The 20,039-nt window shown below is 53.1% G+C and carries 19 protein-coding genes; 3 read left to right on the top strand and 16 right to left on the bottom strand.

The window, feature by feature from the left end; all coding sequences use genetic code 11:
• Window positions 1-16: 16 nt before the first annotated feature.
• On the top strand, window positions 17-1,447 hold the full coding sequence (locus FGI41_RS04165) for an amino acid permease (RefSeq protein ID WP_139488684.1): 1,431 nt from the start codon (window positions 17-19) through the stop codon (window positions 1,445-1,447).
• A 396-nt stretch (window positions 1,448-1,843) separates the two neighbouring features.
• Here FGI41_RS04165 and FGI41_RS04170 read toward each other — a convergent pair whose 3' ends face one another.
• Window positions 1,844-2,305, bottom strand: a complete 462-nt coding sequence (locus FGI41_RS04170; RefSeq protein WP_139488685.1) for an SgcJ/EcaC family oxidoreductase — start codon at window positions 2,303-2,305, stop codon at window positions 1,844-1,846.
• 109 nt (window positions 2,306-2,414) lie between these two features.
• On the opposite strand from FGI41_RS04170, the gene FGI41_RS04175 reads away from it, so the two are divergent.
• On the top strand, window positions 2,415-2,738 hold the full coding sequence (locus tag FGI41_RS04175) for a hypothetical protein (protein ID WP_139488686.1): 324 nt from the start codon (window positions 2,415-2,417) through the stop codon (window positions 2,736-2,738).
• Window positions 2,739-2,888: 150 nt separating this feature from the next.
• Here the strand turns inward: FGI41_RS04175 and FGI41_RS04180 are convergent, their stop codons facing one another.
• The 15 genes from FGI41_RS04180 to FGI41_RS04250 all read right to left on the bottom strand — a co-directional run bounded on the left by FGI41_RS04180 (window position 2,889) and on the right by FGI41_RS04250 (window position 18,772).
• A complete protein-coding gene (locus FGI41_RS04180; RefSeq protein WP_139488687.1) occupies window positions 2,889-3,218 on the bottom strand; it encodes a hypothetical protein in 330 nt (109 codons plus the stop codon).
• Window positions 3,191-4,330 (bottom strand): tRNA 2-thiouridine(34) synthase MnmA, encoded by a 1,140-nt coding sequence (gene mnmA / locus FGI41_RS04185; RefSeq protein WP_139488688.1) that lies wholly within the window; start codon window positions 4,328-4,330, stop codon window positions 3,191-3,193. The genes FGI41_RS04180 and mnmA overlap by 28 nt, the downstream gene beginning before the upstream one ends.
• Before the next feature lie 138 nt (window positions 4,331-4,468).
• Complete coding sequence (locus tag FGI41_RS04190) at window positions 4,469-5,686, bottom strand: ABC transporter permease (protein WP_139488689.1); 1,218 nt, start codon at window positions 5,684-5,686, stop codon at window positions 4,469-4,471.
• Window positions 5,683-6,411 (bottom strand): ABC transporter ATP-binding protein, encoded by a 729-nt coding sequence (locus FGI41_RS04195; protein WP_139488690.1) that lies wholly within the window; start codon window positions 6,409-6,411, stop codon window positions 5,683-5,685. The genes FGI41_RS04190 and FGI41_RS04195 overlap by 4 nt, the downstream gene beginning before the upstream one ends.
• A 4-nt stretch (window positions 6,412-6,415) precedes the next feature.
• A complete protein-coding gene (locus tag FGI41_RS04200; protein WP_255298320.1) occupies window positions 6,416-8,011 on the bottom strand; it encodes an efflux RND transporter periplasmic adaptor subunit in 1,596 nt (531 codons plus the stop codon).
• A gap of 122 nt (window positions 8,012-8,133) precedes the next feature.
• Window positions 8,134-9,540 carry a HAMP domain-containing sensor histidine kinase gene (locus FGI41_RS04205; protein ID WP_255298321.1) on the bottom strand — a complete coding sequence of 469 codons (1,407 nt, stop codon included), beginning with the start codon at window positions 9,538-9,540 and terminating at the stop codon, window positions 8,134-8,136.
• Window positions 9,527-10,210: a response regulator transcription factor gene (locus FGI41_RS04210; protein ID WP_139488692.1), complete on the bottom strand. Its 684-nt coding sequence runs from the start codon at window positions 10,208-10,210 to the stop codon at window positions 9,527-9,529. The genes FGI41_RS04205 and FGI41_RS04210 overlap by 14 nt, the downstream gene beginning before the upstream one ends.
• A gap of 177 nt (window positions 10,211-10,387) precedes the next feature.
• The gene (gene tlp / locus FGI41_RS04215) at window positions 10,388-10,615 is read right to left on the bottom strand and encodes a small acid-soluble spore protein Tlp (RefSeq protein ID WP_139488693.1); all 228 of its coding nucleotides are present in this window, start codon (window positions 10,613-10,615) and stop codon (window positions 10,388-10,390) included.
• Window positions 10,616-10,717: 102 nt separating this feature from the next.
• Window positions 10,718-12,505: an acyl-CoA dehydrogenase FadE gene (locus FGI41_RS04220; RefSeq protein WP_139488694.1), complete on the bottom strand. Its 1,788-nt coding sequence runs from the start codon at window positions 12,503-12,505 to the stop codon at window positions 10,718-10,720.
• A 34-nt stretch (window positions 12,506-12,539) separates the two neighbouring features.
• Window positions 12,540-13,325, bottom strand: coding sequence for a 2-phosphosulfolactate phosphatase (locus FGI41_RS04225; protein ID WP_255298322.1), 786 nt, complete (start codon window positions 13,323-13,325; stop codon window positions 12,540-12,542).
• A gap of 3 nt (window positions 13,326-13,328) precedes the next feature.
• Window positions 13,329-14,411, bottom strand: a complete 1,083-nt coding sequence (locus tag FGI41_RS04230) for a phosphotransferase family protein (RefSeq protein WP_255298323.1) — start codon at window positions 14,409-14,411, stop codon at window positions 13,329-13,331.
• Window positions 14,408-14,989: a TetR/AcrR family transcriptional regulator gene (locus FGI41_RS04235; RefSeq protein ID WP_139488695.1), complete on the bottom strand. Its 582-nt coding sequence runs from the start codon at window positions 14,987-14,989 to the stop codon at window positions 14,408-14,410. Before FGI41_RS04235 ends, FGI41_RS04230 begins: the two co-directional genes overlap by 4 nt.
• 98 nt (window positions 14,990-15,087) lie before the next feature.
• Entirely contained in the window at window positions 15,088-15,861 is a 774-nt protein-coding gene (locus FGI41_RS04240; RefSeq protein WP_139488696.1) for an SDR family oxidoreductase, read from the bottom strand.
• Window positions 15,862-15,879: 18 nt separating this feature from the next.
• Window positions 15,880-17,523, bottom strand: coding sequence for a long-chain-fatty-acid--CoA ligase (locus FGI41_RS04245; protein ID WP_139488697.1), 1,644 nt, complete (start codon window positions 17,521-17,523; stop codon window positions 15,880-15,882).
• Between the two features lie 40 nt (window positions 17,524-17,563).
• Complete coding sequence (locus FGI41_RS04250; protein WP_139488698.1) at window positions 17,564-18,772, bottom strand: acyl-CoA dehydrogenase family protein; 1,209 nt, start codon at window positions 18,770-18,772, stop codon at window positions 17,564-17,566.
• 329 nt (window positions 18,773-19,101) lie between these two features.
• Here FGI41_RS04250 and FGI41_RS04255 point away from each other — a divergent pair, with 329 nt between their 5' ends.
• Window positions 19,102-19,947: a hypothetical protein gene (locus tag FGI41_RS04255; RefSeq protein ID WP_139488699.1), complete on the top strand. Its 846-nt coding sequence runs from the start codon at window positions 19,102-19,104 to the stop codon at window positions 19,945-19,947.
• Window positions 19,948-20,039 lie beyond the last annotated feature (92 nt).

Consider the following 20,039-nt stretch of genomic DNA (forward strand, 5'->3'; position numbering starts at 1 on the left):
AGGAGGACTTATTCTTATGAATCAAAAATCTTGGGGTTTCTGGCTATTGACCGCATTTGTGGTCGGTAACATGGTGGGTTCGGGGATTTTTATGCTCCCAAGCTCCCTCGCCAACACAGCAAGTCCGCTCGGCGTGACGCTGGCGTGGCTGTTGACTGGTTTTGGTGTATTGATGATCGCGCTGGTGTTTGGTAACCTCTCCGTGCGCCGTCCTGATTTGACCGCCGGGCCGCAAGCTTATGCGAAGGCACTCTTCTCATCGCCTCGCGCCGGAAATGTCTCCGGTTTTAGTATGGTGTGGGGCTACTGGGTAGCCAACTGGGCTGGGAACGTCGCGATTATTACGACCTTTGCCGGCTATCTCTCCACCTTCTTCCCGATCATGAAAAATGAAGCTGTGCTCACCACCATTGGCAGCTTTGATCTGGAAGTCGGCAAATTAACAACCTTCCTCGTCTGCTCTGCCCTGCTCTGGGGTACGCATGCGATTATCAACCAAGGCGTGAGCGGTGCAGGTAAATTGAACTTTATCGCAACTGCTACCAAAGTTATCGGTTTTGCTCTGTTTATCGTAGCGGCTGTCTTTGCCTTTGACTCTGCCAATCTGGTTCCGTTCTACAACGATGTCGAAGTGGATGGTGCTACAGAAGGTCTGTTGAGCCAAGTCAATCTGGCTGCGATCTCTACTCTTTGGGCGTTTGTCGGGATTGAGTCTGCGGTCGTGCTCTCTGGCCGTGCCCGTTCCCAACGCGATGTAAAAATGGCGACCATCGTGGGGCTGTTGGTTGCGCTTGCAATCTATATCGGGATTACGCTTCTGACCATGGGTGTTCTGCCACAGGACGCTTTGAAAGCATCAGACAAACCGCTTGTTGACGCTCTGTCTATGATTATTGGTGATTCCGGTGCGACAATCATGGCGCTCTTGGCGATTACCTCTCTCGTTGGTTCTACCATCGGTTGGATTCTGATGAGTGCGGAAGTACCGTATCAAGCGGCTCTGACTGGTACGTTCCCTGCTTATTTTGGCAAACTCAACAAAAACGGCAGTCCGACCCGTTCCCTGACCGTAACCAACTTCATGTCTCAATTGTTCATCTTCTCCACCATCTCCGGTACGATTGCAGAAGCGTTTGACTTCGTAATCTTCGTCGCTACCTTGGCGTATCTGATCCCGTATTTGGTCTCTGCGGTGTACCAAGTGAAGCTGGTGGCAACCGGTGAGACGTATGCAGGTCAAGGTGCTCAACGTGTGATTGATGGTGTGATTGCTTTGATCGCACTTGGTTACTCGTTGTGGGTCATCAGAACAGGTACGTCTGATATGAAAACGTTCCTGTTCGGTATTGGGTTGTTCCTCGTAGGCTTCGTGCTGTATCCATTTATGGTGAAGCGCAATGCTGATGCGGTGCCTCCTGTGGATTCTGGTGTGGTACCGAAGGCGTAGTCGTTTGCTTACAAAAATAGCTCCCTTCTGGTCGGCCTGATTGGTCGGTTGGAAGGGAGTTTTTTTGTATATCTTAGGGTACTTTTTGGGGGATGAGAGAGAAGGCGACTTTCCATCTGGTCGCCTTGTTAGATTCCCTTCGTGAGAAGAGGGACTGTCCGCTGCGAGAAAAGGCATGGCTAAGTGCGGGGCAAAAACATCTGGGTTACTCAAGGAGTGAGACTGTTTGCCCCTGAGCGGATACAGGGGGGTTATACGCCATGCCTTTTCTCTTCGCTAGGTGGGGGAACCTAAAGAGGCTTCCAGCTGAAAAGTCGCCTTCTCTCTTCCAGCCATAGTGGAGCCCACATACAAAAAAACTTTGTTTTGGACCAACTGATGAGGTCGGTCCAATGTTCATTTAGAGTCTCCCTTTACCACCTCACTCAACTCGGCTGTCATCTGCTCCACTAACTCCGGTCTGCCGTGAAACTGTGCCGGGGTATTCTGAAAAAGCTGGATCTGCCAGCTCCCCTCTTTTTGCACTGCGATGAGGGTCTGGTGGGCGTTGACGTTGGGGTTGAGCTCTGACTGTCCGGGGGGAATCATACCTGCGATGGCCCGTAGCATGACAGCATCTGAACCAATCAGCCGGATTCCTTTTACTTTGGTTACAAAGGGGGCAGTCGGATGGTTTTCAAAGATGGGATGGACGTGTGAAAAGATATCCTCTGGTCCAATCGCCTGACTCCCGTCGAAGCCGATCATCTCGCCATCTGCTGCGAAAAGATCAGCCATGGCACGAGCATTGCGGTTGTTCCATGCATGTATGAGCTGTTGATACAGCGCCTGAACGGCTTTTTCGGCTAAAGCATTCATTCTATTGATCCTCCCTTTTATATACCCTGAGATTTATGGTAAAGTATCCCATGTAGTAGTATACCTGCGAAAAATCTATATGACCACCATACCAAGGAGGCCCTCCCCTATGTCAACCGCCGTATATGCGATCGCTCTATACCGCCCGCACGCTGGGCAGGAACAGGCTTTGATGGAAACCTTGAAGACTCACATCCCGACACTTCGCCGTGAAAATCTCATCACCGACCGCGAAGCCGTCAAGCTTCAGGCGGCAGATGGGACGATAATAGAGATGTTTGAATGGAGGTCTGTCGAAGCCAAGGATGCGGCTCACACGTCCCCTGCAGTGATGGGGATTTGGGAAAAGATGATGGAAGTCGCGGAGATGACCAGTCTGTCGACGTTGGCTGAAGCGGGTAGACCATTCCCTACTTTTACTCCGATTGAATAGTAGTGTGGATACATACTCGTAAAAAGCGAAAACTCCCTTTTTTGCGGTACTTCACATCGAGTACGCATAAGAAGGGAGTTTTTCTCTTTCATTTTATTTTCGGTGTTTTCGGCGATTGATGCTTGTTCTTCTTATAAGCTTCTTGTCCCGTTATTCATCCGGGAACTTCCACTCTGGCGGTTCTTTAATAATCGAAGACTGGTTGTCCGCGCGGTAGTAGGCCGTGTAGGTTTGCCCGTCTTTGGTGTAGTCCACTTTGTAGATGGTATTGCCTTTGCCTGCTTTGTCAAAAGGACTCTCCGGCAGGTCGACGACGGAGATCTGTTGCACGACGCCTTGGTGCTTAGCGATCTCTTCGTGGATCATCTCAGAGTTGTAGTCTTTGGCTGCGCGGATGCCGAAGAAGGCAGCGACCAGCGCGAAGACGACAAATCCGGCGAAGATGAGGATAATTAGCTTTGACTTGCGAGATTCATCCACTTGGATTCCCCATCCCTTGCATCGACGTGAACTTTGTCAATCGTACCGCCACCCAGGCACTCATCCCCTTGGTAGAAGACGACAGCTTGACCCGGCGTAACCGCTTTTTGTATCTCAGCGAAAACGACTTCGTAATTGTCATCGCCGCGATGGATTACAGTGACATCTTGGTCAGGCTGACGATAGCGGAACTTGGCGGTGCAGGTGAATTCCGCAGGCTTCGGCTGGTTGCTCACCCACTTGACTTGTGTCGCCAACAGCTTGCTGGAGTACAGGCGTGGATGGTCTGAGCCTTGTCCGACGATCAGGATGTTGTTCGCAAGGTCTTTGTCAACGACGAAATAAGGGGCGCCGCCGCTGCTTCCACCGATTCCAAGACCTTGACGTTGGCCGAGGGTGTAGTACATCAAGCCGTCATGACGGCCGAGCGGTCTGCCGTCGACATCCACGATCTCGCCCGGTTGTGCCGGGATATAGGATTGGAGGAACTCGCGGAAATTGCGCTCTCCGATGAAGCAGATCCCGGTGCTGTCCTTTTTCTTGGCGGTAGCCAGACCTGCTCTTTGTGCGATCTCACGGACTTGGGCTTTTGGCAGATGACCGATCGGGAACAGCGTTTTGGACAGCGGCTCTTGTCCCAATTGGTTCAAGAAATAGGTCTGATCCTTGTTGTTGTCTACACCGCGCAGTAGCTTGAACTCTCCGTCGCGCTGCTCGACGCGTGCATAGTGACCGGTCGCGACATAGTCTGCACCGAGGTCGAGTACTTTGTTCAGGAACTCGCCGAATTTGATCTCGCGGTTACACATAACGTCAGGGTTAGGTGTACGGCCGCTTTTATATTCATCAAGGAAGTACTGGAAGACTTTATCCATATACTCCTTCTCAAAATTGACGGTGTAATACGGGATACCGATCTGCTCCGCGACACGGCGCACGTCTTGGAAGTCCTCTTCCGCTGTACAGTGGCCGAATTCGTCGGTGTCATCCCAGTTTTTCATGAAGATACCGATGACATCGTATCCTTGTTCTTTTAACAGCAAAGCAGTAACGGAAGAGTCAACTCCACCGGACATGCCGACTACTACGCGTGTTTCTTCAGGTTTTTTCATCTATAAGACCCCTCTCGGATGTAAACATGCGGTTATGCACAACTTCGCCCACTCGCAAAAAAGAAGTGGGCGTAAGAAGTACGACTATTATACTAAAGTTTGCGCGTAAGAGAAAGTCAATATGTCGGCTGGGAGTGTTTACTCGTAGCGAAGGGCGTCGATTGGCTTGAGGCTGGCTGCTTTTCGCGCTGGATAGACTCCGAAGACGACCCCGACCAGCATCGAGGAAAGGAATGCATACAGCATCGGTTCCACGCTAAGCGAAGTGGCAATCCCCGCAAAGCTGGTCAGCAGCTTGGACATCAGGATGCCGATTAAGACCCCGGCGATCCCTCCCAACAAACAGAGTGTCACCGATTCAATTAAAAACTGCTGCATGATATCCCGGCGCGTCGCACCAATCGCTTTGCGAATCCCGATCTCGCGGGTGCGCTCTGTGACGGAGACCAGCATGATGTTCATGATTCCGATCCCGCCGACCACAAGCGAGATGGCGGCGATCCCAGACAGCAGGGTAGTCATCACACTGGTGACCCCTTGGGCGGTACTGAGGATATCGGATTGCGAACGGATCTGGAAGTCATTGTCTTGGCTTGGTTTGAGACCGTGCTCAGCCCGAAGCGTATTCTGTATATCGAATTGGGCCTGGAGCATGTTGTCCGCAGATTTGGCCGAGACATAGATCGTCCCTACATTAGGCCTGCCGATCAGGCGATTCATGGCGGTTGTGATCGGCACGACGATTTTGTCATCGTTATTGGTCATTCCGCTGCTGCCCTGACTTTTCAGCACACCGATGACCTCAAACGGGATTTGGTTGATCTGGATCGTCTCCCCAATCGGATTGGCATAATAGCTGCCGAACAGGCTGTTGACCACCTCAGGACCAACCACAGCCACATTGGACTTGCCCTCCACTTCAAACCGGTTGAAAAACCGTCCTTGCTGTACCTCGACATTGCGTACGTCTGGGTAGGCTTCGGTCGTCCCTTCCAGACTGGTCGAGTAGTTGTTGTTATGCCAGACGACCTGCCCACGAGTATTGACGCTTGGAGCCACACCTGCAACAGAGCTTTGTTGGCTGATCGCAACGGCATCCTCCAGGTTCAATGACTGCATCGAGCCTGCGCCCAGACTGATATTACCCTGCCTCGCCTGCCCGGAGGTGACGATCAACAGGTTACTGCCTAAGCCGTTGATCTGCGAGGCGACATTGGCAGATGCCCCCTCCCCGATCGACACCATCGTAATCACCGCAGAGACCCCGATGATAATCCCCAGCATCGTCAGAAAAGAACGCAAGGTATTGGTCTTGATACTGCGAAATGAGATACGCACACATTCTAAAAAATTCATAGCTCCACTTCCTCTAGCTTCGCGCTTCTTCGGTGAGAAACCGATTCATTGGATACAATCTGCCCGTCGCGGAACATCACGACCCGTTTGGCATATTCCGAAATATCCGGCTCATGGGTGACCAAAATGATCGTTTTCCCCTCTTCGTTCAGCTTTTGAAAAATCCCCATGATCTCGATGCTCGTCTTCGTGTCCAGCGCACCTGTCGGCTCATCCGCCAGCAGAATGACCGGATCATTCACTAGTGCTCTGGCAATCGACACGCGCTGTTGCTGACCGCCTGACAGCTCATTGGGCTTGTTGTGAAGACGCTGTCCGAGTCCTACACTCTCCAAAGCCCGGATCGCCCGCTCCCGACGTTCTTTTGCCGGGATACCAGCGTAGAGCAGTGGCAGCTCGACATTCTCGACCGCACTGGTACGGGGCAGCAGATTAAAGTTTTGAAACACAAAGCCGATCTTACGGTTGCGGATGGCAGCCAGCTCATCGTCGCTTGCCTCGGAGATCGGATGCCCGTCCAGATAAAACTCCCCGGAGCTTGGTTTGTCTAAGCAGCCAATTACATTCATCATCGAAGATTTGCCGGAACCAGACGGACCCATGATCGCGGTGAAATCCCCCTCTTCCATCTCCAGGTTGACACCACGCAGGGCATGAATCTCCTGATCACCGATCTGATAGGTTTTTTTCAGCTCTTGGATGCGGATCACCGATTGTCTCTTCATACGATCAGTTCCCTCTCGTTCCACGGGTCTGACCTGTGCCGCCGAAGCCGCCGCCTGCACCCATTCCCGGTGGCATGCCGCCCATACCTGGCATCATCCCTCCGCCATTCGTTCCGGTTTGGGTGGAACGGTTCGCCATCGAAATGATGATCTGGTCGCCTTCTTTGAGCCCGGAGGTGACCTCTACCACTCTGGAGTTATAGTAGCCGATGGTGATTGGGACAAAACGGCCAGCCGATGCGCCTTGGGCCTGATTTTGACCTTGGCCTGATGCTTGACCTTGTGCTTGACCTTGTCCTTGCGCTTGGCCCTGTGCCTGATCTTGGGCTTCACCCTGACCGTTAGCGACAAAGACCCCGTCCTTGCCGTTTTGACTCTTCAGCGCGGCGGTTGGGATGACGAGCACATTTTTGTGAGTGCCGATCTCAATCGTTACATTGGTGGACATGCCTGATTTTAAGAGACGTTCTGAATTGTTCACCGACAGCAGCACACTATAGGTCGTCACACCAGAGTCGGTGCTCGCTTCCGGATAGATCAGACGGACTTGGCCCCTGAATTCTTTATCCGTATAGGTACTGGTCGTAATCTTGACGTTCTGCCCCACCTTCACTTTGCCGATATCGCTCTCATTTACCTGTGCCATGACTTCAAGGTCGGCTGCGTGAGAGTTATCCATCGTGATGAACGGCTTGTTCGGTACCTCGCCCTCGTGGCCGTCGATGGAGAGGATGACACCGTCCATCGGGGCACGCAGGGTCAGATTAGCCAATGCCAGCTTTTGCTGCTCCACTTCTGCTTTCGCTTTTTCCACATCGGCGGTGGCAGACAGGATGGCAGAGCCTTCCGCAGATGCCTTGGCTTCGTTCATTTGAGCCACGGCGGTATCATAAGAGGCCTGCGCCTGCTCCAGACTGTTTTTGGTCTGACCCACTGTCTGATTGTATTGCAATATGGCATTCTCATAATCCATCTGGGCTTGATCCAGATTGGATTTAGCCTGATCGAACTCGCTTTGGGAGATCACACCCGCCTCAAACAGAGATTGCTGAGAACTAAACGTCTTTTTTGCCTGATCAAGGTCAGCTTTAGCCTGCACCTGCTGGTTATAGGCTTTTTTATCATCATAGGAGTTCTTCGCGGTCTCCAGGGAAGCTTTCGCTTTATTGACGCTGGCCTGAAGGATTTTCAGCTGGTCGGCGCTGACCGATTCTTTTGCCTCCGATAGTTTTGCCTGAGCTGTCAGTAGATTCGCTTCGGCATTTTTCAGCTGGATCTTGGCATCGGCGTCATTGAGCGTCGCCAAGATCTGACCTGCTTTTACCTGATCCCCGATCTTTACTTTGATCGACGTGATATTTTGGGTGGACTCTGAAAAGGACAAGGTGACCTTTTTGGAGGCCTGTACCGTTCCTGAGGCAGATACGCTCTCGGTCACATCGCCCCGTTCTACCTTTCTAAGTTGCACCACAGCAGAGGCCGTCTGTGTTGCCGTCATTTTTTCATAGGCGTAGACACCTGAGCCGCACAATAATAGGCCGGCAAGTGAGAAAATAACGATTTTCTTCGTTTTCCCCTTACCTTTGCGTACTTCCGACATAACCAATACCCTCCATACCATCCATATTTGCTTATCGAGTAAAGCTTGTTAGGTTCGATGATACGTCGGGAATGTGTCGGGAGGATGTCAAAGGAGACGTGAACAGAACAAAAACCCCGCGATTATTTGGGCAATCGCAGGGTAAACGTGGTTCTATTTTCATTACTTTCGGTTAATTGCAGGCTTCCTCCCAATGCGTGGGCCATCAGTCTGCTGAATGGCAGACCGAGTCCTAAGCCTCGGATGCTGTGTTTTTTCTTCTCACCCCGGAAAAATTTCTCGAAGATCAATTGCTGTTCGGCTTCGGGGATGCCTGAGCCGTTGTCGGTGACGTCGATGGTGATCGTCTGGCCGTTGTCTTGGAGCGAGACGAGTATCGTGCCCTGCTCGTTGATCGCGTGCTTGGCATTGTTGAGCAGGTTGTAGATGATCTGCTGGACACGCAGCGGGTCGGTGTCAGTCAGGATCGGGTCGTCTGGTATCTCCAGCACCAGTCTGCACATCTCGCCTTCCTGCTCTTGTGCAAGACGCCACTGCTGGGTGATCTCTTGGAGCAGGTCGTTCATCTCAAGCGATTCTTTGAAAATCGTAATATCTCCGACGGCAAACGAGTTGAACTCCAGCAGGTCTTCCACCATCTTTTGCAGCTTGCTTGTCTCTCTGGTGCAGATGTCCAAAAATTCCTTGGCTTCCTCTCCGGTGACGATATCGTCTTTGACCGCCTGGACAAGTCCGCTGATCGAGGTAAGCGGTGTCTTCAGCTCATGGGTGACCCCTGCCAACAGCTCGGTACGCATCCGCTCCAGCTGTCCGAGCCGGTCTGCCATGTCTTTAAACGAGTGGATCAGCTCAACCAGCTCTTTTTCCCGCACATCGCGTGTGTCCAGCAAGATATTGTAGTTGCCTGCGACGATCTCTTTGGCGGCGTCGGCCACCTCTTTGATCGGCTGGGCCAGCTTGCGGGTCAAGAGATAGATGACGATCCATCCCAACAGACCCAGACTGACTAGCATAATTACAAGCAGCTGGAGCTCGTCTGTTTTCATCGGGTTATCCCGCTCGGGTGACAACAGAACTACCCATCCGACTGTACGCTGGCGGCTTTCGATTTTGCGGCTGACATAGTAGATTTTTTCATTTTGCCGGACGGTGATCTGGTCGACACTGTTGGGCTGTGCGGTCGCGGTCTGTAGCACTGATGGGTTGAGAAAAGGCGGCAGCTTGCCAAAAACGAGTTGCTTGTGTTCATCCAAAATGAAAATCAGTGGCTTGTCCCGCATGTTGAGAAAATCCTGCCGCCTGTCAAAAAAGCGTGGGAGCAAGGGATCAAACTGTAGATTCCCTTCCGCATCCACGACGCGCTCGGAAATCTCGGCGGCGATGAATTTCATGCTGTTGATCTGTCTCTCGCGTTGGTTGTAGGTGATCCACATGGTAGAGACGATGCCGATCACCAGCAGGCCGATACAGAGTGTGATCAGATAACGGGTGGTCCAGGAGCGAAGCAACGTGTTTTTATTCGTATACACAGAATTTATACCCCAATCCTCGATAGGTTCGGATTTCCCCTTCGGATTCCGGCCAGTTCTCCAATGTTTTGCGGATGCGCTTGATCGCCAAATCGACCGCGCGATCACTTCCCTCATAGTCCATGCCCCAGACATTTTCGATCAGGTGCTCACGGCTGAACATCTGGTTCTGGTGCTGGGCCAAAAAAAGAAATAGCGACAGATCTCTCGGCGTAAAAGAAAGCTCCGCCCCGTGTAGCGTGACCGAGTGGGCCTTGAAATCGACCTTGAGACTGCCGAAATATTTGATTTCTTTATTCTCCATGATCTGTGTTGACCTGCGCAGAACCGCGCCCACCCGTGCCACCACCTCATCCCCGATGAATGGCTTGGTCATGTAGTCATCGGCTCCCAGATTGAATCCGTTAATCTTCTGATTGATATGTCCGAGGGCGGTCAGCATGATCACCGGACAGGCGCTGCGCTCACGGATCTGCTGCAGAATCCTCCAGCCATCTGTATCAGGCAGCATCACATCGAGCAGGACGAGCGCGGGTGTCATGGATTCGAATTTTTGCAAGGCTTCTGCACCGGTAAAAGCCTGCTCGACCTGATAGTTGGCTTTTTCCAGATAAGCCTTGAGTACGCGGGAGATCGGCTGTTCATCCTCGACGATTAGAATGGGCTTCATGGGAGTGTCTCCTTTCTTGTGGGGATGATCCGCATGTTTCCCTCTATTTTGAATCCCGTCTTCCCATGGGTCAACCTCTCATTTCTGCCCAATTGGGACAAAAAACGAAAAAAGGATGCCCTGAATCGGACATCCCGCTTATTTTCATCCGTATGAACTTTTTTATCTGAATGCTGATTAGCTGAGTTGGTTGTCGCGTACTTCGTCTTTGATCTCCGCGCGGAAGCCCTGGATGCTCTCTTCACGGCGTTGGTTTTTCGCCTCAATATCCTGGATGTCTTCTTGGCGCATTTCATTGCGGTGTGCATTGACGAAGTCGCGGGATTCGCGGATGTTTTCCATGGTGTTTTCGATCATGTTTTGCAGTTTTTCTACGTTGTCGGAACGGTCATCTGGTTTAGCCATGATGGTTTGCACTCTCCTTTTGTGTGGGAATCGTTTTTCATTGTGTACCGGGCGCGGGTGGTTTATGTATGTGAGGGAGTGCAAACTTTTACAGATAATAGGTTATTGGCACGTATATTTCTGTGCATCGAGCAGACGCCGGGCAATGGTGCGGTTGCGCGTCACAGTCGCTTCGGCCGGGTAGCGGTGCAGTTCTTTTTGTACGAGTGACAGGTAGGTATGAAGGGTCTCGCCTTGGAAAAGTCCGCTGAGAAGCTTGCGGGCGAGCATCTCCACTTCGAGCAAGGCTTCGTCTACATAGGTCAGGGTCAAAAGCTCTTTCATCTGCTCCTGCTCGCGGCCATTGCACGTGATCGCCTTGGCGGTACGCAGGACGGCGGATTCGGCGGCATAGAGGTGGATGGCGATGTCGGAGAGCTTCATGACGGTCTCCTGCTCGGTGTCGAGACGGTCGCCGAGGGTTTCGTTGGCGACTCCAAGTAGGGCGAGGAAAACGCGGCGGATCGAGGCGACGATGGCTTTTTCGCGAGTGAGCGGGGCGGCAGAATCGGCAAAAAGCTTCCCATCGTTGATATACAACTCCTTCACAGCCTGCTTGACCGCCTCCATCACTGGCAGATCCCCCGTCTTAACCTTACGCGCAAGGAAGCTCGGAACGATCAGGCGGTTGATCTCGTTGGTTCCTTCAAAGATCCGGTTGATCCTCCCGTCCCGATACATCCGCTCGATGGCATATTCCTTGATATAACCATAGCCGCCGTGCAGCTGCAGCGCCTCGTCGTTCACCCCGTCCAAGGTCTCAGAGCCAAACACCTTGCACATCGCACACTCAATGGCAAACTCAGCCAGCCGCTGGGTGATCAGCTTATGATCCGTCTCCTCGTACAGATCGCCAAGTGCCTGCTCCAACAGCTGTGCAGTGCGGTACTGCATCGATTCCGAAGCGTAGATGCGACTCGCCATGTTCGCCAGCTTCTCCTGTGTTGCGGGAAAAGCAGCAAGCGGCTTGCCGAACTGCTGACGGGTCAGTGTATAATCGATCGCCAGCTTGAGCGAATATTTCGCCCCGCCCATACAGGCTGAACCGAGATTAAAACGCCCCAAATTGAGCACGTTAAAAGCGATCAGATGTCCGCGCCCGACTTCACCCAGCACGTTTTCTACAGGCACGAGGCAGTCTTCGAGAATAACCGGACGGGTGGACGAGCCTTTGATGCCCATTTTGTTCTCTTCCGGGCCGAGTGAGAGGCCGGGGTAATCTTTTTCCAGCAAAAAGGCGGTGAACTTGTCGCCATCCACTTTGGCGTAGACGATGAAGGTGTCGGCAAATTCAGCATTGGTGATATATTGTTTGGTTCCATGAAATACATAGTGGGTGCCTGCATCGTTGAGCTTAGCAGTTGTCTTCGCTCCGAGGGCGTCAGAACCGGACGATGGCTCGGTGAGGCAGTAGGCGCCGATATATTCACCGGAGGCGAGCTTCGGCAGATACTTGGCTTTTTGCTCCGGCGTGCCAAAATAGGTGATCGGCAGTGTGGCGATACAGGTGTGGTTGGCATGGGCGACACTGTACGCTCCCGCGCGGCCGATCTGTTCTCCGACGATGCTTTTGGTGATCTTATCCATACCAAGACCGCCGTACTGCTCAGGTACACTATGGCCTAACAGCCCCAGTTCTCCTGCCGTATGTAGCAGCTCGACCACTTTGCCAAAATCCTGCTGCTCAATCGCCTCATAGTGGGGTGCCACGTGATGTTCGATGAATTTGTCCGTGGTCTGGGCGATCATGCGGTGCTCTTCGTTACAATCTTCCGGGGTAAAAACATCTTGCTCGTCCGTGGTAGCAACGAGGAATTGACCGCCGCGGATATGCAGGCGTGTGTGTTCCATCTGCTGATCCCTCCTGATTTCATCTCTATTAAAATCAAAGTGCAACGATTCGTCTTCTCGCATGATCCACGTACGGAACAACCGGATAAACCCCCAGCCGTGCCGTATACTCCAGATCCTCCTCCTGCCCGTAGCTGAGGATCATCTGCCCCACCCTAGCATCCTGCAGAATTGCGGCAGCATGAGCATCTGTCGAATGTCCGAGGTACAGATAGAGCGCGGCACGGGCGGCATCAGACAGCTCCCAACTGGGCTCGATCTGCAACAGCGAGTAGACGAAATACCCCGCCCCATAATAATCCTCCAGCGAAAAATGACCGGATGATCCGGAGCAGATCACGATCACACTCTCGTCATCGCGGTCGCGCGCGATATGCTCGGCAACCGCCCGGCCATTGAGCAGAGAGGAGATATAGGTGTGTCTGGCCGACTCTGTCTTGCTGACGGCGACGGTTCCATTGGTGGTGGAGAGGATGACGCTTTTGCCCGCGACCTTTTCGCGAAAAATCGTCGGGCTGGGCATCTCGAAGCCTGGGATCGGGCGTCCGCCGTCTTCGCCCGCTAAGATGTAAGAGGAGCGAAGAGGATGGTTCCCGCCGTCCGCTAACTCCTCCGCCCTCTCCATCCGCTCCCGAAGCACCTCCCGCGCCTCCTCCGCATTCCGCACCGGAATCACTTCCCGCGCCCGATGCTGCAGGCACGTCGTAATCGTCGTGGTCGCCAGCAATACATCGAGTACCACCGCAATCTTCCCAGCTAGCTTCGCCTCATCTACCTCTTCTTTTCGCATGATCACATGGACTTTTCTCATCGCCCGCATCGGTCAGCCTCTTTTCTGCGAGGCTTCACGCGCATGCTCGACCAAGCCACGGACAAACTGGCCCATCTTGGCAAACCGCTCATCCTGCGTCTGCCCCGCGCGGTAGCGGTAGTAGATCTGCTGACAGATCACCGCCAGCTTGAAATACGCGAAAGTCAGGTAAAAATGAATCTGTGACACATCACGTCCACTGCCCTCGGCGTAAGCTTGGATGAACTCGTCACGGGTCATGAAGCCCGGCATCACGGTGACGGTCGGTTTGCCCATGCCGTATTTGAGTATGTCTGGATCATCTGCCTGCATCCAATAGCTCATCGCAGCCCCCACATCGGCCAGAGGGTCCCCGATCGTCGACATCTCCCAGTCGAACATGGCTACCACACGGGTCAGATCATCGGAGGCCAGCATCGTGTTATTAAGCTTATAGTCATAGTGAATCAGTGTCGGTGTAGGTGAAACCGGTATGTTAGCAAGCATCCATTTTTTCAGCTCTTCCACCGCTTCGATGTCATCCGTCTTCGCCCGCTCGTAACGCTCGATCCATCCACTTACCTGCCGCTCCATGAAGCCGTCCGGCCGCGCGATCTCCCGCAGTCCGGTCGACGCCCAGTCCACCTCATGCAGCCTGACCAGCGTATCCACCATCGCCTGCGAGATTCCCCGGCACAGATCAGGCGCAGGCTCTATCCCCTGCGGAAAAACAGTATCGAGCACCACTCCACGCCGCCGTTCCATCACAAAAAAAGGAGCACCGATTATGTCCGTGTTATCACTGAACAGATAAGGCTTTGGAGCCAATGGAAAAATCGCATGAAGCTCGGACAACAGGCGGCACTCCCGTCCCATATCATGGGCTTTTGGCGCGATCTTGCCGAATGGCGGACGACGCAGCACCGCTTCCCACTCGCCAGCCCGCAACAGATACGTCAGATTGGAGTGACCCGCCGGGAACTGCTCGACCTCAAGCGGCTCGTCCGGTATCTCCACAATCTGTCCACGCAAAAAACGCTCCAGCAGCGGAATTGGCAGCTCCTCCCCTTTTCGTACCGGGATCGTATCCATCGCATCCGTCTTGTGTCTCGTCATGCCGTTACCCCCTCCTTATCGCCTATTCCATGCAAAATCAGCTCGGTATACAGCACCGCTAGCGCCTCATCCATCACTTCGCCGCACGGATCGTACCAGGTATAGCTCCAGTTGCACATCCCAAGAATCGCCAAGGTCACCAGATCAGCACGCAGCTCGGATCGGAATTCACCATCCCGCACCCCCGCCTCGATCAACGACTGGAATCGGATGCGGAACAGATCCCGCTTCTCTCCAATCGTCTCCAGATGCTCCGCGCCCAGATGACGCATCTCCCGGAAAAAAATCCGCGCCCGGTCCCCCTCTTCTGCAATGCTCCTGATCAGCATCTGGACAAGTCCTGTCAGCTTTTCGCGGCATGTCTGCTCCTTCTCTTCTACAATATGCTGCTGTTGAACCAGCATGCTCTCGATATAGTCCAGATGAATCTGGCACAGCAGTTCTTCCTTGCTCGTGAAATAGTAGTAAAACGCGCCTTTGGTCACCCCGACGGCATCGACCAGCTCTTGTACCGACGTCTCGCTGAAGCCTTTTCGCTCAAACAGCCGAATGGCATGCTCCATCATTTTTTCACGCATCGAAAATCCCCCCTTAGGAGAACCGCCCGCCCAGACAAGTCAGGACGAGCGGATTCGGGTTACAAGTCGCACAGAAAGACATAAGGGGTTCGCGACGATTACATCGCATGCATACCACCGTCAACGACCAGTACATGTCCGGTCACATAGTTGGAGGCTGGTGCGGCGAGGAAAAGGGCAGCACCCTTGAGATCATGGTCGGAGCCAAGACGCTTGAGCGGAGTCTGCGCGATGATCGTTTGTTCGGCATAGCTGAGTACGCCTTTGGTCAGTTTAGTCGGGAAAAAGCCTGGGGCAATCGCGTTGACATTGATGCCGTGCTTCGCCCATTTCACAGCGAGATCCTTGGTCATAGCGACGACTGCGCCTTTGCTGGCACTGTAGCCGACCGCACTGAGGATCGTCTCAGGAGAGCCGTCGAGACCCGCCACCGACGCGATGTTGATAATCCGGCCACCGCCTTGCCCGATCATCACCCGGCCTGCCGCTTGGGAGAACAGGAACGTACCTGTCGCATTGATCTCCATCACCTGGTGCCATTTTTCCAGCGGCATCTCTTCCGCCAACGCTCCCCATGAGGCACCACTGTTGTTGAAGAGGATATCGACACGGCCGAATCGCGCCACCGTCTCATCCACCACACGCTGCACATCGGCTGGCTTCGTCACGTCACATTCCATGGCGACTGCTTCGACACCCAGCTGCTTGAGACGGTTCGCCACCTCTTCACACGCTTCCAGCTTGCGTGAGCAGATGACCAGATTCGCCCCTGCCTCAGCCAGCGCCTCAGCGATCTGTTCGCCCAGTCCACGACCTCCACCTGTGACGATTGCCGTTTTGCCCCTCAATTGGAACAATTCTGAAATATGCATAGCCGCGTCTACCCCTCTCTATTTCTTGTTCAGTTCATCCCGTAAGGCTCGCTTCAAAAGCTTCCCGACCGCCGACTTCGGCAGCTGCTCGCGGATTTCGATCAGGCGCGGTACTTTGAAGGAGGCCAGATGCTTTTTGCAGTGCTCGATGAGATCAGCCTCAGACGCCGCCGCTACCTCTTTGAGCGCCACATAAGCCGCCACCGACTCCCCGCGATACTCATCTGGTATACCTAAAACGATGCACTCCTGCACAGCCGGATGCTCGTAGATCACTTCCTCGATCTCACGCGGGTAGATATTGAAGCCGCTTGCGATGATCAGATCTTTTTTGCGGTCGACGATATAGAAGTATCCGTCTTCGTCCATCCGGCCCAGATCCCCTGTGTACAGCCAGCCGTCACGCACTGTGATCTTGGTCTCTTCTTCGCGGTTCCAGTAGCCTTTCATCACCTGCGGCCCACGGATTACCAGTTCCCCGATCTCACCCACCGGCACCTCATGCTCCCCTGAGCCGACATCGACGATCTTCGCCTCTGTGCTTGGGAACGGCAGACCGATACTGCCCACTTTGCGCTCGGCAAACATATTGGTAAAATGCGTCACCGGAGCCGCCTCGGACAGTCCATAACCTTCATAGATCGGCGCACCCACCCGCTTTTCAAACAGATGCAATTGCTCCACAGGCATCGCCGCACCGCCAGAGTTGAAAATCCGCGTATTCCCCAGCCCATACTCCTCGATGTTCGGCACCGCATTGAGCGCGATATACATCGTCGGCACGCCGGAGAACTGGAACGGCTGCTCACGACGGAAGGTCTCCAGCACCTCTTTTACATCAAAACGCGGCAGGATAATCTGGTTGTACCCCGCGCGAATCCCGAAGAACGACACACAGGTCAGCCCGAAGATGTGGAACATCGGCAAGACGTTGATCACCTTCGCATTGTCCGGTACGCCCTCTACATCTTTTAGAATTTTGAAAATATAATCGTAAGACTGCTCACAGTTCGCGATGATATTACGATGGGTCAGCATGACACCCTTGGACGCGCCAGTCGTGCCGCCCGAGTATTGCAGCACCGCCACATCATCAGCCGGATCGATCTGAACAGGAGGAGCTTCATCCATTGGATACGCTTTCATAAAATCGTCGAACAAAATATCACCAGGAGCCAGCTCCACAGGTGTTTCGCTCGTGCCAAGGCTGACCACGATGATCTTCTTCAGCGGGGTGTTGGCCTGCACGCTTTTCACACGCGGGTAGAGCATATCCAGCACAACCATCGTCTCTGCACCGGAGTCATTGAGGATATATTCGATCTCGCGCTCTACATACATTGGGTTCACCTGCGTCACGATCCCACCGAGACGGAACGTCCCAAACAGCGCAAACAGATAATGCGGGGTATTCGGCAGCATAATGCCCAGACGGTCACCTTTCTTGAAGCCCGACTGGTGCAGACAGCTGGCAAAACGCTCAGAGATTCCGTACAGCTCCTGAAACGTCCACGAGCGGTTGTAGAACGTAATCGCCTTCCAATCGCCATACTCCCTCACATTTTTCAGTAAAAATTGCGTCAGTGAAAGATTCTCGATGTGTGTCTCTGGTTTGGCCAGCTCGTGGTAATGCTTCAACCATGGTTTGTTTGCGCTGCTCATGCAGAATGCCCCCTTTTATATGGTAAGTGGTGGATGCCTGTTACTTGAGATACTCTTTTAGTTCCAGCTTGGCTACAGCCGTGCGGTGGACTTCATCCGGCCCGTCCGCGAGCCGCAGTGTCCGGGCATTGGCCCAATGCGCCGCCAGCGGAAAATCCTCGCTCACACCTGCCGCCCCCAGCGCCTGAATCGCGCGGTCGACAACCGCCAGCGCCATATTGGGTGCGACGACCTTAATCATCGCAATCTCTTTTTTCGCCACTTTGTTCCCAACCGTGTCCATCATATAGGCCGCCTTGAGGGTCAAAAGTCTCGCCTGTTCAATCTCTATGCGGGAATTGGCGATCCATTCTTGAATCACGCCCTGCTGTGCCAATGCTTTGCCGAATGCTGCCCGCTTGACGACGCGCTTGCACATCTCCTCCAAGGCCCTCTCTGCCACCCCGATCAGCCGCATGCAATGGTGAATCCGCCCCGGCCCAAGCCGTCCCTGCGCGATGGCGAAGCCTTTTCCCTCTTCCCAGATCATGTTGGACGCAGGCACCCGCACGTTGTCGAATACGATCTCGGCGTGTCCGTGTGGCGCATGATCATAGCCGAACACCGGAAGCATCCGCTTGATGGTTACACCCGGCGTATCCAGCGGGACGAGGATCATCGACTGCTGCTCGTGCTTGGGTGCGTCTGGATTGGACTTGCCCATCACGATGGCGATCTTGCAGCGCGGATCACCTGCACCGGATGACCACCATTTGTGCGCATTGATCACATACTCGTCGCCGTCGCGCTCAATGCTGGCTGAGATGTTGGTCGCGTCAGAGGAAGCGACATCCGGTTCGGTCATGGAAAAACAGGAGCGGATCTCGCCGTTGAGCAGCGGAGTGAGCCAGCGTTCTTTTTGCTCGGGGGTACCGTAGCGTTCCAGCACTTCCATGTTGCCGGTGTCGGGAGCGTTGCAGTTGAAGACCTCGGGGGCGATCAGGGAGCGCCCCATGATCTCGCACAACGGTGCGTATTCGAGGTTGGTCAGCCCGGCTCCGAGTTTGCTGTCGGGGAGGAACAGGTTCCAAAGTCCGGCGGCTTTTGCCTTGGATTTGAGTTCTTCCATGATTGGGGGGATGATCCAGCGGGAGTCTGCGGCGTTGAGTTGTTGCTCGTACAGATGTTCATTGGGGTAGATGTGTGCTTCCATGAATGCGGTGAGTTGGGATTGCAGGGATTTGACCTTGTCGGAGTAGTCGAAATGCATGGGGAGCCTCCTTTTTTAGAGGTTAGTAGGTTGGGAGAGTGTCAGTTGGATGTGGGGGTTGTACTTGCTGCGGTGGTTACTAACCAGTCGGTATGTTAGGTACTTTTTAATTTATATGAAAATCCATATTTTTACAAGATAAACTATGTAAGCGCTTTATTTTATAGGGCAGAGCTTGAAATACGCAGACCTACATTTCAAAAACCAGGGCAAAATTCAACGTTTGTTAATCCATTTTTTAACTAAAAATACTTTATTTACTTATTGGTTGAATAGTGTTACATTCAGACTTGTTAATAAAAAATATTTAATCAGGTGGTGTTCTATTCATGAATAAAAAAGGTATGGTCTCCATCCTATCTCTCCTTGTTATTTCTACGTCTCTAGCTGCTCCGATCCAGGCCGCTGAGATCCAAACCGAAACGACTTCTCAGGAAGCATCAAATCTCCAAGAAGATGTATCCAAACAAGAATCCGTCTCCTCTGACTCTGTTGTAACGACTGATGAAACAACCCCTGCCTATGGAACCAGAAAAACAATCACGTTGCCAGGCTACATTCCAGAAGGTTGGGTGGTCGTCAGTTCGTTCAATGGGACCCTGACCATTGTCTATACGGGTGGAGCCAGCTATGGTGCCAGTCTGACTATCTTGAATACTTCACCAATCCCAGAAGGCTGGGTGATCACAGACGGTTATTATGGGAACGGGTTGCGTATCACTTATACCGGTGGCGCCAGTTATGGTGCTAGTCTGACTATCTTAAATACTTCCCCGATCCCGACAAGTTGGGTTGTGACGGACGGTTACTATGGGGACGGGTTGCGTATCACTTATACCGGTGGCGCCAGTTATGGTGCTAGTCTGACCATCTTGAATACTTCCCCGATCCCGACAGGTTGGGTTGTGACAGACGGTTACTATGGGAACGGGTTGCGTATCACTTATACCGGTGGCGCCAGTTATGGTGCTAGTCTGACCATCTTGAATACTTCCCCGATCCCGACAGGTTGGGTGATTACTGACGGCTACTATGGGAACGGTCTGCGCATTACTTGTACCCTCGGTGCTACCGTGGGAAGTACTCTGAACATCTTGACAGCTTCCCCGATCCCGGCAGGTTGGGTTGTGACAAGCTCTCATTATGGTGGCTATACGATTACATATAAGGGCTAGAAGCAAGCTAAGGTAGCAACCATACTGTTAAAATGAATGAAAACACCTGCTCTATCAGAGACGGGTGTTTTCATTTGCACTTGTGATATAGG

Origin of the sequence: Brevibacillus dissolubilis (assembly GCF_006170445.1) — a bacterium.
GTDB classification, from domain to species: Bacteria; Bacillota; Bacilli; order Brevibacillales; family Brevibacillaceae; genus Brevibacillus_B; species Brevibacillus_B dissolubilis.